This is a genomic window from Sorangium sp. So ce1153, from assembly GCF_051521595.1.
Classification (GTDB): domain Bacteria; phylum Myxococcota_A; class Polyangia; order Polyangiales; family Polyangiaceae; genus Sorangium.
Window position 1 is genome coordinate 2,966,423 of record NZ_CP150361.1, and the last position, 16,698, is coordinate 2,983,120.

At 70.4% G+C, this 16,698-nt stretch carries 13 protein-coding genes; 4 read left to right on the forward strand and 9 right to left on the reverse strand.

The genetic code is table 11. The features are described from left to right. Positions 1 to 25: 25 nt before the first annotated feature. From WME85_RS10495 to WME85_RS10535, 9 genes are all read right to left on the reverse strand, one after another. Positions 26 to 1,426, reverse strand: coding sequence for a spondin domain-containing protein (locus tag WME85_RS10495; protein WP_437837458.1), 1,401 nt, complete (start codon positions 1,424 to 1,426; stop codon positions 26 to 28). 510 nt (positions 1,427 to 1,936) lie between these two features. Then, positions 1,937 to 3,463 carry a dihydrolipoamide acetyltransferase family protein gene (locus WME85_RS10500; RefSeq protein ID WP_437837459.1) on the reverse strand — a complete coding sequence of 509 codons (1,527 nt, stop codon included), beginning with the start codon at positions 3,461 to 3,463 and terminating at the stop codon, positions 1,937 to 1,939. Positions 3,464 to 3,466: 3 nt separating this feature from the next. After that, complete coding sequence (locus WME85_RS10505) at positions 3,467 to 4,441, reverse strand: alpha-ketoacid dehydrogenase subunit beta (protein WP_437308985.1); 975 nt, start codon at positions 4,439 to 4,441, stop codon at positions 3,467 to 3,469. A 165-nt stretch (positions 4,442 to 4,606) separates the two neighbouring features. Then, complete coding sequence (locus WME85_RS10510) at positions 4,607 to 5,797, reverse strand: thiamine pyrophosphate-dependent dehydrogenase E1 component subunit alpha (RefSeq protein ID WP_437837460.1); 1,191 nt, start codon at positions 5,795 to 5,797, stop codon at positions 4,607 to 4,609. Positions 5,798 to 5,978: 181 nt separating this feature from the next. Further along, positions 5,979 to 6,548 (reverse strand): tellurite resistance TerB family protein, encoded by a 570-nt coding sequence (locus WME85_RS10515; protein WP_437837461.1) that lies wholly within the window; start codon positions 6,546 to 6,548, stop codon positions 5,979 to 5,981. A gap of 337 nt (positions 6,549 to 6,885) precedes the next feature. Further along, entirely contained in the window at positions 6,886 to 8,031 is a 1,146-nt protein-coding gene (lipA, locus tag WME85_RS10520) for a lipoyl synthase (RefSeq protein ID WP_437837462.1), read from the reverse strand. 83 nt (positions 8,032 to 8,114) lie between these two features. Then, the gene (gene mtnA, locus WME85_RS10525; RefSeq protein ID WP_437837463.1) at positions 8,115 to 9,254 is read right to left on the reverse strand and encodes an S-methyl-5-thioribose-1-phosphate isomerase; all 1,140 of its coding nucleotides are present in this window, start codon (positions 9,252 to 9,254) and stop codon (positions 8,115 to 8,117) included. Continuing rightward, positions 9,255 to 9,593, reverse strand: coding sequence for a hypothetical protein (locus tag WME85_RS10530; RefSeq protein WP_437837464.1), 339 nt, complete (start codon positions 9,591 to 9,593; stop codon positions 9,255 to 9,257). Positions 9,594 to 9,603: 10 nt separating this feature from the next. Then, positions 9,604 to 10,443 carry an SDR family oxidoreductase gene (locus WME85_RS10535; RefSeq protein WP_437837465.1) on the reverse strand — a complete coding sequence of 280 codons (840 nt, stop codon included), beginning with the start codon at positions 10,441 to 10,443 and terminating at the stop codon, positions 9,604 to 9,606. A gap of 720 nt (positions 10,444 to 11,163) precedes the next feature. Between WME85_RS10535 and WME85_RS10540 the strand changes: the two genes are divergently transcribed. The 4 genes from WME85_RS10540 to WME85_RS10555 all read left to right on the forward strand — a co-directional run bounded on the left by WME85_RS10540 (position 11,164) and on the right by WME85_RS10555 (position 16,667). After that, entirely contained in the window at positions 11,164 to 12,249 is a 1,086-nt protein-coding gene (locus WME85_RS10540; protein ID WP_437837466.1) for a CAP domain-containing protein, read from the forward strand. A gap of 287 nt (positions 12,250 to 12,536) precedes the next feature. Continuing rightward, positions 12,537 to 13,346 carry an alpha/beta hydrolase gene (locus WME85_RS10545; RefSeq protein ID WP_437837467.1) on the forward strand — a complete coding sequence of 270 codons (810 nt, stop codon included), beginning with the start codon at positions 12,537 to 12,539 and terminating at the stop codon, positions 13,344 to 13,346. 94 nt (positions 13,347 to 13,440) lie between these two features. After that, positions 13,441 to 15,762, forward strand: coding sequence for an AAA family ATPase (locus WME85_RS10550; RefSeq protein WP_437837468.1), 2,322 nt, complete (start codon positions 13,441 to 13,443; stop codon positions 15,760 to 15,762). 8 nt (positions 15,763 to 15,770) lie between these two features. Beyond that, positions 15,771 to 16,667: a hypothetical protein gene (locus tag WME85_RS10555; protein ID WP_437837469.1), complete on the forward strand. Its 897-nt coding sequence runs from the start codon at positions 15,771 to 15,773 to the stop codon at positions 16,665 to 16,667. Positions 16,668 to 16,698 lie beyond the last annotated feature (31 nt).

Genomic DNA, 16,698 nt, shown 5'->3' on the forward strand with positions numbered 1-16,698 from the left:
GCCAGCGCCCCCGCTCGTGCTCCTGCTACCGCGCCGGGGTGATGGTCACCTTCAGCATCTGGTTCGACGCGGGATACATGTACCCGTCATCGACGGGCCGCACCTCATCCGTGGGATCGTCGGCGCCCATCTGCGGCCCGGCCTGACGGGGCGCCTGGTCGGGGCCCACGCCGGGCCACTGGTTCGCCTCGGTGCCCGCGTCCCAGATCGAGACCTGGTCGGAGACATCGCCGCTCACCGGCTCGCCGCTCGCGTCGAACAGCGCGATCCCCTCCTCGCTCGGCCCGAAGAACAGATCGTTCGATTGCCCCAGCATCGACGCGAAGCTCAGCCGCTCGCCGGGCCGCGCGGTCACCGTGAAGCTGAACTTCGCGCCGGGCAGCAGCGGCCCCGGCATCGAGGCGTCCACGGGCGTGTTGTAGACCAGCACCGACGAGATCCCGCTCTCGCCCCCGACCTCGGCCTCCAGCGACTCCGCCAACGTGGCCGGGTTCCCGTCCTCGGCCAGCATCTCGAGGCCCTTGCCCCGATCCGCCTCGCCCGACCTGAACAGCGGGGCTGCGGCCCCGTGCACCACCGCGACGCCCGGCGCCGCCGGCGAGGTCAGCCCCGCGCGGGACATGGTCCCCTCGTGCAGCATCATCGGGTTCCCGTCCTCGGCCTGCGCCTCGAGCCCGTTGCCGGGGTACGCCTCCCCGACCGTGAACAGCGGGTCTTCCATCGTGTGCACCACGAAGAGCCCCGGCGACAGCGGCACGGCGGCCGGCTCCCCGCCCTCGGGCATCAGCGTCCCCACCTCCGACATGTTGGTGATCCGGATCGTGAACTCATTGCCCGGCTCCGGCGTCACCGTCACCTGGATGACCTCCTCGACCGCCGGGTAGGTATAGTCATCCTGGACCAGCCGCACCGTGTTGTCCGGGTCCTTGGCGCCCGTGTTCGGGCCGCTCTGCCGGGGCGCCTGGTTCGGCCCGGCGCCCGGCTCCTCGTTGGCCTCGCTGCCCGCGTCCCACAGCAGGACCTGGTCGGTCACGTCCCCGCTCACCGGCTTGCCCGCCTCGTCGTGGAGCGCGATCCCGGCGCCGTCGGGCGCATAGAACAGATCATTCGACTGCCCGAACATCGTCGTGAACGACAGCCTGTCGCCCGGCAGGGCGCCGACGCGGAACTCGAAGCTCTTCCCCGGGAACAGCGGCCCGGGCGCGCTCTCGCCCATGGGCGTGTTGAACACGCCGGCCACCCGGTAATCCCGCGCGGGCGTCACGTTCTCGATGGTCACCTCGAAGCTCGCGGCCGCATCCCCGCCAGCGCCTCCGCCACCCATGCCACCGGCGCCGGTGGTATCGCCGCCTCCGCCATCGCTGCAAGCAGCGGCGAGGGTGAGGACGAGGGGCAGGGCCGACAGCGCGCGATTCCGAACCTTCATGACGATCCTCCAGAAGCGATGAATGAGATGACGCGACATGGATCGCCCCCGCCGCGGCTAGCCGCGTGGCAGCGATCGTTCCTCCGACGCGCGCCGGAGACCGGAGCGGCCGCGGGCGCTCGCATGGCGCCCGTCTCGGCCCGCGATGGCCCCTGGCGCGTCGTTCGATGGTGCTACGTCATCGGTGCAGCTCGGTTTCGCGACCCTGTGATGCGCCTGCACGATCTTGCTCAGGAGAATTTTTCCAGCGCCAGCCGGCGGTCGCGTCGAGCGCTGCGCCGCCGGGCCCGCGCCTCACACGGGGCGTCTGACCCACCGCGCGCAGAAGCGACGAGCAGATAGCGAACAGGTGGCGAAGCGATGAGGCGGCGAAGCGCCGAAGCGGGGCTGCGATCCGTCGTCACACCCCCTGAAACCCAGGTGGATCTCACCGAACGCGCCGGTTCGCCGCCGCGAGCTCGCCCCGGGGCGACGCAGCACAAGGCCCCGTGGCGGGGCCTTCCGCTCGGCTCAGCTCATCTCGAGGAACAGCCGATCCGGATCCTCCAGATACCCGATGATCTCGTAGGCGAACGCCGCGCCCACGTGACCGTCGATGATCCGGTGGTCGAACGACAGCGACAGCAGCATCACCTCGCCGATCACGATCTGCCCGTCGCGCACCACCGGCTTCTGCTTCATCTGGTGGATCCCGAGGATCGCGACCTCGGGGAAGTTCAGGATCGGCGTCGCGAACAGCCCACCTTGCTGGCCGAGCGACGTGATCGTGAACGTCGAGCCGCCGAGATCCTCCGGCTTCACCCGCCCCGACTTCGTGTCCTCGCCGAGCCGCGCGATCTCCTTCGCGATGTCCAGCACGCTCCGGCGATCCGCGTCGCGCACGACCGGCACGATGAGCCCGGCCTCGGTCGCTGAAGCGATGCCGATATGGTAGCTCTTCCTGACGACGATCTCCTGCGTGGCCTCGTCGAAGGCGCTGTTCAGCGTCGGGTGCCTCTTGAGCGCGGCGACGACGGCCTTCACGAAGAAGGGCAGGAAGGTCAGCTTGACGCCCGCCTTCTCGGCCAGCGGCCGCAGGCGCGCGCGGCGCTCCTTCAGCGCGGAGACGTCGCACTCCTCGACGAAGGTGAAGTGCGCCGCCGTGTGCTTCGACCGCGACATCCCCTCGAAGATCCGCTTGCGCACCCCGCGCAGCGGGATGCGCTCGTCGCCCGGGATCGCAGGCAACCCCCGCGCGCGCTCCCCCGCGGGCCGGGCCGCCCCGCGCCCGTGCTCCTCCTCCAGCAGCTCGGGCGCCGCGGCCGCCCCGCGCTCGGCCGCAGCCGCCGCAGCCGCCGGCCCCACCGCAGCCGCCGCGCCGACCCCGGCCGCCGCGCGCTCCCCCGCGCCCCCGGGCGCCGCCGCCCGCCTGGGCGGCACCGCGGCGAGCATCGGCGCCGTCTCGGGCTCCACCTCGGGCGCCTCGAGCGCCCGCACGTCGTCCTTGGTCACGCGGCCCCCGGGGCCGGTCGGCGGCACGCGCCGCAGGTCGATCCCGAGGTCGCGCGCCAGCTTGCGCGTCGCCGGCGTCGCGAGCGGCTTCTCGTTGAAGTACGCCGCCGCCCCAGCGCCCATGCTGCCGTTCATCCAGGCGGCCGGCGCGGGCGCCACCAGGTTCATCCCCGGCAGGTCCTCCTTGATGTCGCCGACCGCCGTCGCCGCGGGCTCCGCCGGGCCGCTCGTCACGGCGTTCGCGGCGTTCGCGGCGGACTGGCGCATCCCCGTGCCCGACGCGGGCGACGGCGCGGCGGGCCTGTCGTCGAGGTCGAACACGACGAGCACCGAGTGGACCGGGACGACCCCGCCCACCTTGCCCCGCGTCTCCACGATCCGCCCCGCGCGCGGCGACGTGATCGTCACCGTCGCCTTGTCGGTCATCACCTCGACCATCGGCTGGTCCTCGGCGACCACGTCGCCAGGGGACACCAGCCAGGTCACGATCTCGCCCTCGGTCACGCCCTCGCCGATGTCCGGCAGCCTGAACTCGTACTTGCCCATGCGTCAGTACCTCGCCGTCTCGAGGATCGCCGGAAGGATACGGTGCGAGAGCGGGAGGTACTCGTTCTCGAGGGTGTAGGGGAACGGGGTGTCGAAGCCCGTGATCCGGACCGGCGGCGCCTCGAGGTGGAGGAACGCCTTCTCGTTGACCAGCGCGACGAGCTCGGCCCCGAGGCCGCAGCTCTTCGGCGCCTCGTGCACCACGATGACCCGGCCCGTCCGCTTCACCGACTCGATGACGGTGTCGATGTCGAGCGGCCACAGCGTGCGCAGGTCGATCACCTCGCACTCGATGCCCTGCGCGGCCGCCTGGTTCGCCGCGTCGAGCGCCTCGTAGAGCATCGCGCCCCAGACCACGAGCGTCGCGTGCCAGCCCGGCCGGACCACCTTCGCCTTGCCGAGCGGCACCGTGTAGTCGCCCTCGGGGACGTCGCCCTTCGCCGCGCGGTAGATGCGCTTCGGCTCGAAGAACAGCACCGGGTCCGGATCCCGGATCGACGAGAGCAGGAGCCCCTTCGCGTCCGCCGGGTTCGACGGGCACACGACCTTCAGCCCCGGCACGTGGATGAACTGCGCCTCCGGCGACTGCGAGTGGTAGTGCCCGCCGCGGATGCCGCCGCCCACCGGCGTGCGGATCACCAGCTTCGACGGGTACTCGCCGCCCGAGCGGTAGCGGTACTTCGCCAGCTCGGACACGATCTGGTCGTACGCGGGGTAGATGAAATCGGCGAACTGGATCTCGGGGACCGGCACGAGCCCGTAGAGGGCCATGCCGATCGCCGCCCCGACGATGCCGCCCTCCGAGAGCGGCGTGTCGATCACCCGATCGTCCCCGAACTCGTCGAACAGGCCCTGGGTCACGCGGAAGACGCCCCCGACCTTGCCGACATCCTCGCCGAGCACGACGACCCGCGCGTCCCGCCGCATCTCGTGGCGTAGCGCGTCGTTGATCGCCTGGACCATGTTCATCTGAGGCATGCTCTTCGTCTCCGTCTCTCGGCCAGAAGGTGGGAGTGCAACCTCACAGGCCCCCCGCTCCCCTGGGGACCCTGTCGATCGCGGGCGGCGGCGCCACCCCGGCCATCGACGCCGCCCGGCGAGCCCGCCCCGCCGGCGACGCCGTCCACGCCGCGCCCGCGCGGCCTAGTGGCCGCCGTGGCCCTTGGGCCTCGGGCCTGCCTTGAGCTGCTCCCGCTGCTCGACGAGGTGCCAGGGCGGCTCCGCGTAGACATCCTCGAACATCGAGTCGAGCGACGGCGGCGCCACCTTCTCCGAGACCGCGATGCAGGCCTTGACCTCCGCGTCGACCCCCGCCTCGATCTCGCGATCCTGCGCCTCGCTCCAGCCCTGGGTGCGCTCCAGGTGCCGCCGCAGCCGCGCGATCGGGTCGAGCCGGCGCCACGGCTCCAGCCACGCATCGGGGCGGTACGCCTTCGGGTCGTCGCTCGTCGAGTGGCCCGACAGGCGGTACGTCATCGCCTCGATGAGCGTCGCGCCCTCGCCGCGCGCGGCGCGCGCGATCGCGTCGCGCGTCACCTTCACGACGGCGAACAGGTCGTTGCCGTCGACCCGCACCCCGGGGACGCCGTACGCGACCCCCTTGGCCGCGAACGTGTTGCTCGACGTCTGGCGCTCGGTCGGGACGCTGATCGCCCAGCCGTTGTTCCGGCAGAAGAAGACCACCGGCACCTTGAACACGCCCGCGAAGTTCAGGCCGTTGTGGAAGTCCGAGGAGCTCGTCGCGCCGTCGCCGAAGTAGACCAGCGAGGCGAGCTCGTCGCGCTTCAGCTTCGCGGCCCACGCGAAGCCCACGGCCTGCGTGATCTGCGTGCCGATGGGCGAGCTCACCGAGCCGAAGTGCCCCTCGCGGTAGGTGTAGTGGTCCGGCATCTGCCGCCCCTTCACCGTGTCGTTCGCGTTGCCGAACATGTTGTCGATGTACCGCTGGAGCGGCAGCCCCCGCCAGAGCGCGGCGCCGAACTCGCGGTAGCACGGGAACACCCAGTCCTGGGGCCGCGTCGCGGCGACGCTGCCGAGGACCGCCGCCTCCTCGCCGAGCGAGCCGATGTGGAACCCGATGCGCCCCTGCCGCTGCAGCGCGACGAGGCGCTCGTCGAGCTGGCGCACGCGCACCATGGTCTTGTAGAGGGTGACGACCTCCGACGGGTCGAGCTTCGGGTCGTGCGCGGGGTCGAGCGAGCCGTCGTCGCGCAGGACCTTGATGACGTCGTCGGCACACGTGTCGAGCGGGTGCCGTGCGACGGCAGCCTGCGGCTCCAGGCTTGCCCCTGAGACGTTCGGCGGGCGGTCGGTGGAGTACGTCGCGGTGCTCATCGGCTCGCTGGACACTAATCAAAGGCGCTCCCCGAGACCAGTGCCGAGACGCGGCGGTCGCTCATTCGCTGTGCATGTGACGTTGACTCGTCGCAGCGAGCGCGCCCCCTGCTTGACTCGCCGCGGCGAGCCCTCCCGCGCCGCACGTCGCGCACCGCACGCCGCCGTGCGGATGTCCCGGCTACACGCTCCCGGGCCCGGCTGCTTGCGCGAGCGCCTCGTCGACGGTGGCCGCGTCGAGCTTGAACCCGCGCGCGAGCTGCTCCAGCACGCCGCGCTCCGGCGCGCTCACGCCGCTGGAGGCGTGCGCCATGAACGCCGCCACGCGCAGCACCTCGCGCTGGTGCTCGGTCCGCCCGATCGTGCGGGCGACCATGCTGACGCGCTTCTCCATCCCGTCCTCGGCGAGCATCTCGCACAGGTCCGCGATGAGCGCCTCGATCTGCTTCTCGTGGACGAGGTTCTGGCAGGCGTCGACGACGATGTCCTGGAAGCGCTTGCGCTCCGCCTCGTCGAAGTGGCCGTCGGCGTTCGCGACGAGGAACGCGGCCTCGATGATCGTCTCGAAGAGCGCCACGGCGGCCGGATCGAAGCCGGTGGGCATCGTGATGTCCTCGATCGGAGGGCGCGCGCTGTAGGCCCTCGCCGCCTGGGCGAGGATCGACGCGACGCGCGCGCGCGGCGTCTCCGAGCCGGGGCGCGGGGCGCCGGGAGCAACGCCGCGGGGGCGCCTGTCGATGGGAGCGGACATCGTTGCGTCAGACCCTCCTGCGGGGCTCAAGCTCGGTCAATCGCCGGGGAGCGTCAAGCCGCTTGCAGCTGCGAACGCGCTGCGCCACGGCGATGCTCCCGCAAACGCAGCGAATTTGTCCAGCCCCCGCCGCCCCTCGTCCGCGCGTCCCAGCGCGGCGTTCCCGCACCGGAGACGGCCCCAGATCGTCGTCTTCGGCGGTCCGCGCGTTCCCGAGCGGGGCTCGTCCGCACAGGAGACGGGCCCAGATCGGCGTCTTCGGCGCGCAGGCGTACTCCAGTACGCCGAGCACCGAAGGCGCCGAGGTGGGCCCGTCTCCTGTGCGGACGAGCCCCGCTCAGCGGCGGACGAGAGACGCCGCCGGGACCAGCCGCGCGGGGGCGGAGGCCGCGGTCGCGGCATCCAGCGGGCGGGGCTCGTCCGGGGCGAGCTCCGCGGAGAGGCGGGCCGCCTCGCGCCGCGCCACGGCGAGCCGCTCCTCGAGGAGCGCCTCGACCTGCGCCGCGCCCGCGGCGGCGTCGCCGGCAGGGGCGCCGGCGGACGCGGCGGGCAGCCCGGGGCCGCTCCGGTCCATCAGGCTGCGGACGAAGACCTCGGCGGCCTTGTAGCTCGACCGCACGAGCGGCGCGCTGGCGGCGTAGAGGAAGCCCATCTCGAGCGCCGCCCGCTCGAACGCGGCGAACGTCTCGGGCTCGACGAAGCGCTGCACGGGCGCGTGCTTCGACGAGGGGCGGAGGTACTGGCCGAGGGTCACGATGTCCACCCCGGCCTCGCGGAGGTCGCGCAGCGCCTCCAGCACCTCGTCGTCGGTCTCGCCGATGCCGACCATGATCGAGCTCTTGGTGAGCCGCCGCGGCGCCGGCGCGCCGCCCTCCGCCGCGTCCGCGGCCAGGCGCCGCTGGCGCTCCTTCGCGCGCCGCAGCACCGCGAGCGACTGGTCGTAGCTCGACCGGACGTCGCGGATGACGCGGGTGATGCGGCGGACGACCTCGATGTTGTGGGCGAAGACGTCGGGCCCGGCGTCGACGACGGTGTCGACGCCGCTCATGTGGCCCTGGAAGTCGCCGACCAGCGTCTCGATGAGCAGGTCGGGGCGGAGCGCGTGCAGGCGGCTCACGGTGCGGGCGACGTGGTCGGCGCCGCCGTCGAGCAGGTCGTCGCGGTTGACCATGGTCATCACGACGTACTGGAGCGAGAGCCGGGCGATGGCGCGGGCCACGTGCTCGGGCTCGCGCACGTCGACCGCGCCGCGCGGGTCGCCGGTGGTGACCGCGCAGAAGCGGCAGCCGCGCGTGCACACGTCGCCGAGGAGCATCACGGTCGCGGTCCCCTCGCGCCAGCACTCGCCGACGTTCGGGCAGCGCGCCTCCTCGCAGACCGTGTGGAGATCGAGCTTGCGGAAGGTCTCCTTGAGGTGGTGGTAGGTGTCACCTCCGGGAGCGCGGACCTTGAGCCATTCAGGCTTGGGCGAGAACTGCGCCATCAGGGCTGTCCTTAGCCCATGCGGAGGGGGAGCGCGAGGGGGAGGCGGCCGAGGGGGGAGGGGGAGCGCGGCGGTCGTGGCGTCTAGGCGCCCGGCGGCGGCACGGAGCGGCTGATCTCGCGCGAGGTCAGCTTGCCGCGCTCGGTGAAGATCGCGGTCACGAGCTCGGCCGGGGTGACGTCGAAGGCCGGGTGGCGGACGGGCACGCCGGGCGGGACGAAGCGGCGACCGCCGACCACGGCGAGCTCGTCGCGGCTGCGCTCCTCGATCGGGATCGACGCGCCGCTCTCGGTCGCGAGGTCGATCGTGCTCCACGGGGCGGCCACGTAGAACGGGACGCCGTGGTGGAGGGCCAGGCAGGCGAGGCCGTAGGTGCCGATCTTGTTCGCGACGTCGCCGTTCCGGGCGATGCGGTCGGCCCCGACGACGACGGCGCCGATCTCGCCCTTCTGCATGAACCACGCGGCCATCGAGTCCGAGATCACCTCGACGGGGATGCCGTCGCGCTGGAGCTCCCACGCCGTGAGGCGGGCGCCCTGGAGGTACGGGCGGGTCTCGCACGCGAGCACGCGGATGGTCTTGCCCTCGGCGATGGCGGCGCGGATGACGCCGAGCGCCGTGCCGTAGCCGCCCGTCGCGAGCGCGCCGGCGTTGCAGTGGGTGAGGACCGTGCCGGACTCGGGCAGGCGCGCCGCGCCGGCGCGGCCCATCTGGTGGCAGGCGGCGACGTCTTCCCGGTGGATCTCGCGCGCGAGCTCGGCGAGCTCCCGCGCGCGCTCCTCGCCGCGGCGCCCGGCGTGCTGCAGGGCCGCGGCGATCGCGCGTCGCACCGCCCAGCCGAGGTTCACGGCGGTGGGCCGGGCGGAGGCGAGGTGCTCTCCCGCGGCGCGCATGGCGGCGACGTAGCCGGAGGCGCCCTCGCCCCGGGCGGCGCGCGCGGCGAGCGCCATCCCGTACGCGGCGGCGATGCCGATCGCCGGGGCGCCGCGGATCACCATCGACCGGATCGCCTCGGCGACGCCGGCGGCGTCGGTCGCGGTCACGTAGCGCTCGCGCTCGGGCAGCTCGCGCTGCTCCAGGAGGAACACGCGGTCGTCGCCCTGCGCGAGCTCGACGGCCGAGTAGTCGGCGCCGGAGAGGGCCTCGGCCGGCGCCCAGGGCGGGGTCGATCGCGCGCCGTCGCCCGCCTGGGATCTCTGTTCTGCTTCGAAGCTCGTGCTCATTCAGCGCCTCCCGTTCGAGCGTGACGGCTCCCCTTGCGATCCCGCGTCCGTCCCCGAGCCCTCGGCGCTCGCGGCGAGCCGGCCGCGGATCTCCTCGGCGACGGTCGCGAAGTCCTCGGCCGCGTCGGCCTTGCGGTCCGCGAGGTAGGCGCGGAGCGCGTCGGCGGCGAGCAGCGCGATGCTGGCGTTGATCCCGCGCGACGTGAGCGCGGAGATGACGTCGCCGTTCTTGAGCAGCGTCTCCAGGTCGTCGAAGACCGCGGCGAGCTCTGGCCCTGGATCGATGCCGCCGCCGGCACCGGGGCGCGCCTTGTCGTCCTCGTCGTCGTCGCGGCTCACGGTTCGCGCCTCATTTCCTGGTGGTCGTCGCCATGGGGATCGCGGTGAAGGGGAACTGCGGCGGCTCCACGCCGGGCACGCACTGGTACCTGGAGAAGTCGGTGACGCCCTCCTCGCGGAGCAGCGCCTCGTCGACCCATGCCTGGCCGCGCCGGGCCGACGGCTCGCGCGAGAGCAGCGCCAGCGTCGCGTCGGCGATGATGTCCGCCTTGCGCCACAGCTCCGGGCCGCCGAGGCCGAAGTTCATGGTCGCGTAGCTCTCGATCGCCGTGGCGGGCCAGAGGGCGTGGGCCGTGATGTTGTGATCGGCGTACTCCTCGGCGATGGCGTGGGCGACCATCGTCATGCCGAACTTCGAGACCGCATAGGCGCCGTGGTGGGCGCAGGCCGCGGCGTCGACGGGGGGCGACATCATGATGATATGGCCGTATCGCTGCGCGATCATGTGCGGGAGCACCGCCTGCGAGAGGGCGAACGACGCGCGCACGTTGATACCCATGATGAGGTCGAACTTCTTCATGGGCGTGTCCAGGACATCGGCCCACCAGAGCGCGCCCGCGTTGTTGACGAGCGCGTCGACGCGCCCGAAGCGCTCGGCGGCGGCGGCGACGGCGGCCTTGCAGGCCTCGTCGTCGCGCACGTCGAGCTTGAGGGGCAGCGCGCGGCGACCGAGCGCCTCGACCTCGCGGGCGACATCGTGGATCGTGCCCGGGAGGCGCGGGTTCTCGGCGACCTCCGTCTTCGCGGCGACGACGATATCCGCACCTTCTCGCGCGCAGGCGAGGGCGACGGCCCGCCCGATCCCGCGGGAAGCTCCGGTGATGAAGACGACGCGGTCCTTGAGGCGCATGGAGGGCGGTCATAGCACAGGAGCCGCCGAGGGGGCGGCCCTGCGGTTCGCTGCCCGGGGAGATGTCGCGAGCGGAGCGGCGCGAGCGGAGCGGGGAACAGGGCAGGCTCTGCCGCGGACGGCGGCGGGCGAGGGCGCTGAGCGGTCGGTCCGACGTCGCCGCGACCACGCGACGACCGGGGAGCCTCGCCGAGATGTCAGGGGGCTTTCAAACCGGCGCGGCACCCCGGGGCCATCCGGGCGCGCGGACGTCTGGTGTCGGTCGTCATCTGGACCTGGCCGCGGTTCATCTGGCCGCGGTTCATCTGGCCGCGGTCTCCTCCCGGCGCACGGACACCTACCCTTCGGCTCAAGAGAGATGGGGTGTCCCACTGGCACCCTGCCGCGCACCGATCTCGGTTGAACAAATCCTCTCTCGTCGAGCCTCGAACAGGCTGGTTTCACGGCTTTTGGAAAGATCCAGCGATGGAGCGTCAAATCATGCATGCTCGATTGTTTCGTCTCTGGACATGCCAGGGTTCAGGTGACACCGTGTCTCGAGCGAACTGAAGGGAGGCGTTGCGCTGCGCTCGAGAGCGCAGGGCGCTGTTCGGCCCCCTGAACAACGCTGTACTGGGGTGGCCTGTCGAGGCGCTGGCGCCCCGGCGCGACCGTCGGCGCGAGCCGCGGCGCCGGTGCGAGCCGGGCTGGGACGGGCTCACAAAACTTAGGAGTATGCCAATGAGTGCCTTGCATCGGACGCTTGTCCTCGCCTTCATCGCTGGCTGTTCTGCCGTGGGCTGTCTGAGCTCGACCGGCGTCGACGAGGAGCTGTCTGACGGGAAGTCCGACCCGCTGGCGGGGTCGGTCTGCGATACCGCTGCAGAGGGCGCGGACGTGACGCTCTCCTGCCCGGCAGGGGAGGTCATCACGGCGATCGAGTTCGCGAGCTATGGCCGGCCTCGCGGGACCTGCGGCGGCTTCCGGACGACGACCACGTGCAACGCGTCGACGTCGAAGTCCGTGGTGGAGCGCGCGTGTGTCGGGCAGTCGAGCTGCACCGTGCTCGCGAACAACGCGACCTTCGGCGACCCGTGCCGGGGAACCACCAAGCGGCTCTACGTTCAGGCCGCGTGCGCCCCCGCGCCGGACGGCGGGTCCACGAGCGGCACCGGCGGGTCCACGAGCGGCGCGGGCGGCTCGACGAGCGGCGCGGGCGGCTCGACGGGCGAGGGCGGCTCCACGAGCGGCGCGGGCGGCGCGGGCGGCTCGACGGGCGAGGGCGGCTCCACGAGCGCTGAGGTCTGCGGCAACGGCGTCTGCGGCGCGGGCGAGGACTGCTCGAGCTGCGCGAGCGACTGCGGCGCGTGCTCGACGTGCGAGGGCGCGGGGCCCAGCACCACGACGCTCGACACCGAGGAGCAGGCCTTCCTTCGCCTCATCAACCAGTACCGCGCCGAGAAGGGCCTCGGGGCGCTCTCGGCCTGCACCTCGATGAGCCGCGCCGCCCAGGGGCACAGCGAGGACATGCGCGATCAGAACTACTTCTCGCACTCGAGCCTCGACGGCCGGACGCCGTGGACGCGCATGTGCAACGCCTGTTACGAGCTCGGCTGCGGGGGGACCGCCATGGCCGAGAACATCGCGGCCGGCAACTCGGGAGCGCAGGCGACGTTCGATCAGTGGAAGAACTCGGACGGCCACAACAAGAACATGCTCGGAACGGCCTTCAAGGTGATCGGCATCGGGCGGGCGACCGGGGGCGGCACCTACGGGTCCTACTGGACCACGAATTTCGGCGGCAGCTCGGAGGCGAGCTGCAACTGAGCAGCGCGCCGGCCCGCAGCAGCCTGTCACGTCTGAGGCGTTCTGCTACGGCGGCTCGGCGCGGATCGGGTGCCAGGACACCCGATCCGCGCTGTTCGCCCCGACGGTGCGCGGCCACCGCGGTTCGGCCCGGCGATTGCTACACGTTGGCATGACCGGATGATCGGGCGGCATAACGGCAATCCATCCACGCAAGCGAAGAATCGCGAAGGCCGTCAGAGCGCGGCTGTTCACGGGGCGCTGCTCACGGGCGCGCCCGCTGCCCGCTGCCCGCTTCGAAGAATATCATGGCCGAACATATCATCTATCTCCTCGGGCCGTATCGGATCCCCGGCTTTCAGGGCGAGCGGAACGTCCGTGTCTACCTGCCAAGCGAGGGGGCGCGCGCCGAGCCCTCGCCTGTGCTCTTCCTGTTCGATGGTCAGAACGTCTTCCACGACGACCCCTCGTACAGCGGCGGCTGGCACCTCCACGAGGCGGTGCGCGATCTCGCGGATAGGGGCCTCGTCGCGCCGGTCCTCGTCGGCATCGATCACGGCGGGGGCGAGCGGCTGACCGAGCTGTCGCCGTTCCCGGGCGACGGCAGCGAGGGGAGGCTCGACGACTTCCTCGGCTGGATCACCTCCGAGATCGTGCCGGCGGTGCAGGAGCGCTTCGCGGTGCGGCGCGACCCGGCGGGCACGGCGATCGGCGGCTCGTCGATGGGGGGCCTGGCGGCGCTCTACGCCCATTTCCGCCGCCCCGACGTGCTCGGGGCGGCGCTGTGCATGTCGCCCTCGCTCTGGTTCGCGGAGCGCAAGATCTTCGATTTCATCGCGGCGCAGCCCGTCCCGGCGAGCTCACGGCTGTACGTGGACGCCGGCGCCCAGGAGGACGGCGGCTCGGTGCTGCGCGACGCCGCGCGGCTCGTCGAGCACCTGCGCGGGCGGGGGTACAGCGAGGCGAACCTCCTCTTCTGCCCGGACGAGGCCGGGACCCACAGCGAGGACGCCTGGCGCCGGCGCGCCCCGGGAGCGCTGCAGTCCCTGTTCGCCGAGGCGGCCAGGGAGCAGCCGGGGGACGCCGGGGCGCCGGAGGGGTCGCAGCGGGCCGCCTGAGCGGCCCGCGCGCTTTGAGCAGGCACTCCGCCACGTCCGCGGCGCGTCCGGCTCTCCGGAGAGGGCCGCGGCATACCCTCGGATGTGGTATGACGTGCACCTGCGCATGCGGAGAGCTCTGCCGAAGGCCGATGTCGGGATCTTGACGTTCCGGGAGGACGAGCTGGAGGCCATCGGGGAGCGCTTCCCCCGGCAAGGCATCGTCACAGGGCGGCGGATGTACGTCATCAGCCGGTTACCAATCACGGAAGGCGAGAGCTATACGGTCGCGATCTCCCGTTGCGTTACGGAACTTGGTAGCGGAGACGTCGCCGAGGCCGTCGAAAGCTTCGTCGAGGACCTGGCGCCGAGCTTGCTACTCATCGTGGGCATCGCGGTAGGGATGCCCTCGGAAGAGGTCACGCTCGGAGATGTGGTTGTCGCGACCAGTATCGCAAAAGCAAGTCAGTTCCATGTCTACGACTCTTGGGCACTTCCGACGGAGCCCATGCACAAGGATGTGCGGAACTGGGCATCCCACCTGCCAGCATTGGTCTTGCAGTCGTGGAGCGACGAAAGATTCACTGGGCTGACCCCCCGCATACCTCAAAAGATCGAAGCAGATATTCTGCTCAAGGATTCTATTGTTTCGTCGCTTGAGCACCACTTCTCGATAGGTACGTGGTCCTCCCCGGGTAGTGGCGAAAAACTCCGAGCTGCGCGCTCCATGACAGGTGTTGTTGCAGCAAGCGATCGTGTACTGGATGCCGTTGATCTGAACAAACTTTTCAAGAAGGCGGGGCGGGACATCGTTGCTGTGGAGGCTAAGTCGCTGAGCGCCTACGACGCGGCGCGAGCGCACCAGCTGCCCGTCATGTCGATTCGAGGTGTCGGTGAGATCCTCGGGCTGGAACGTTATCCAGAGTGGCTCCGCTATGCTTGTCGACTGGCGGCATCTTTCGCGCTGGCTTTCTTGAAAGCTCGGCCTATAGAGCCACGTGAACGCGCCGCACGGGTCACGGCGGCCACCGAGGCGTCCTCCGAAAGAGAGATCGACCTCACGAGAACATTCTGGACAAAGCGTCTGTCGCTCTCCTCCCTCCGAGGATTCCCTCAGCTCGACCTGTTGCTCAGGCCACCGTCCAAGGAGGATCAGGGACAGTGGACTGTCATCCTGGGCGATAACGGGATCGGCAAAACCACCATCCTGCGCGCCCTCACGCTCGCGCTCTCTCCGAGCGATGTCGTTCATGCCGTGCTGGGGAGAATGGGGGCCACCTCTCCAACTGTACGATCGGGCAGCGCGAAGGCCGTCATTCGCCTGGGCACATACGACGAGGACGACCTTACTACGCTCACCCTGGAGCCATCCCCTGGCGGCGACGTCCTCCGGCGGCGGACATTCACCGAAGCCGCCATGCCTTTCATTGTAGCCTACGGCTCCCGCCGCGGCTCCGGTCTCCTCGACTCGGGACGTAGCGCTGAGCCCACGCCCCTCGCAGCCATCGAGACTCTCTTCGACGAGGGGGCCAGCCTGATGCAGCCGGATTCCTGGCTCATTCGATGGCAACTCGCGGCGTTGCAAGGTGGCGAAGGTTCACAGGATTTGCGCTTCTTCGACGCGATTCTTACCACACTGTGCGAGCTGCTGCCTGATGTCAAAGCGGTTCACGTCAGCGCGAAAGGGGTTGATGTCGAGGGGCCGACCCTCGGTCGGGTCCCACTCGGGGCGCTGAGCGACGGCTACCGGACGACCATGGGCTGGATCCTCGATATGGTGGCGCGCTGGGTCGAGGAGGCGAAGCGGCGCAACATCCGGGTTGACGCTGATTTTCACGAGAAGATGACCGGCGTTGTTGTAGTCGACGAGATTGATCTGCACCTTCATCCACGATGGCAGCGCGATGTGATCTCGATGGTGCGTGGACACTTCCCGCGAATGAGTTTCGTGGTCACCACACATAATCCGCTGACGCTTCTCGGCGCGCACTCAGGCGAGATCTACGTGCTACAGCGGGATGCGGAGGGCAATGTGGAACTCCTCCAACGAGACTTGCCGCCCGGCGCGGGCGCTGAGAGAATCCTTACTGGTGAGTGGTTCGGCCTCTCGTCGACGCTGGACGACGAGACACTGGATATGCTCGCCAAACACCAGCAACTCATCCGTGAGCGAGGCCTGGATGCGCCCGATGTGGTGAAGCTGGAGAAGGAATTGAGGCAGCGGCTCGGGTCATTCGCAGATACGCGGGTGGAGCGGCTTGCGCACGAAGCTATGGCGGAGCACGTAGAGAAGGATCTGCGCGAGCTGACGCCCGAGGAGCGCAAGCAGGCGCGGGCGAAGGTCGCGGCGATACTCGATCAAAAGCCGCGTGCGGTAAAGCCGGGCTCGGTGAAGAGCAAGCCGAGGGCGAGACGAGCCAAGCCGTCGACAGGTTGAGCGGAGACATGCTCCGGTTCCGTCGTCCCAAGCCTCCCAAGGGGTTTGCGAAGGAGGTCGACGCGGCCCGCCGCGTCGTGGCGCGCGCGATCGCTGCGGGGCAGGTGCCAGAGTTTCACCCGTCGTGGCGCAAGGGCGAGTACAAGCGCGAGTTCGTGGCCGCGCAGCACGGGAAATGTGGTTACTGCGAGACGTACCTGCTGAACCATCCCCCGGCCATGGAGCACTACGCGCCTAAGGGTGAGGTTGAGGCTCTGGCCAACGAGGGCGTCGAAGCGGATGGGATCTATGGTGTTCGGGATCGTGACACGCAGCAGATCAGTCGAACCGGTTATCATTGGCTCGCCTACGACTGGAACAACTGGCTGCTTGCGTGCGAACGCTGTAATACCGGATGGAAGCGGTCGCTCTTTCCGGTGCGAGAAGACCCGCACCCTTGCCCACCGACGCCAGACCAGCCGTATACCGCACTACTCTTGAGCCCGTTCGGCGTGGACGACCCTGTCGAGCACCTAGAGTTCAGTGTGCTTGGAGAGGTCATCCCCCGCGACGGGAGCGAATACGGGGAGGCGACGATCCGTACGCTCGGGTTTTCCCGGCGTGAATCGTTGCGCAATGTGCGGCAAGGCTTCGCGGCGGACGCAACCCAGCACGCGAGGGGGCTCGAGCAGGCACTCGTCGACGGCAAGCTAGACATTGCACAGATTCATACCGAAGAACTGATCTCGCTCGGTGGTGAAGAGCGCCTGCATGCGGGCATGGTGCGGAGCATCGTGCTGTCGAGGCTCGGCTTGCACTGGTCCCAAATGGAGGAACTGGCTGAGAAGCTCGCAGCTTCGACCCCTCCTCACACCAAAGATCCGCGCCTGGCAGTGCGCAGGAGAGCGCGGGGGCAGAAGCAATAGATAGAGAGCGCTTGCCAGATTGGGAGCACCT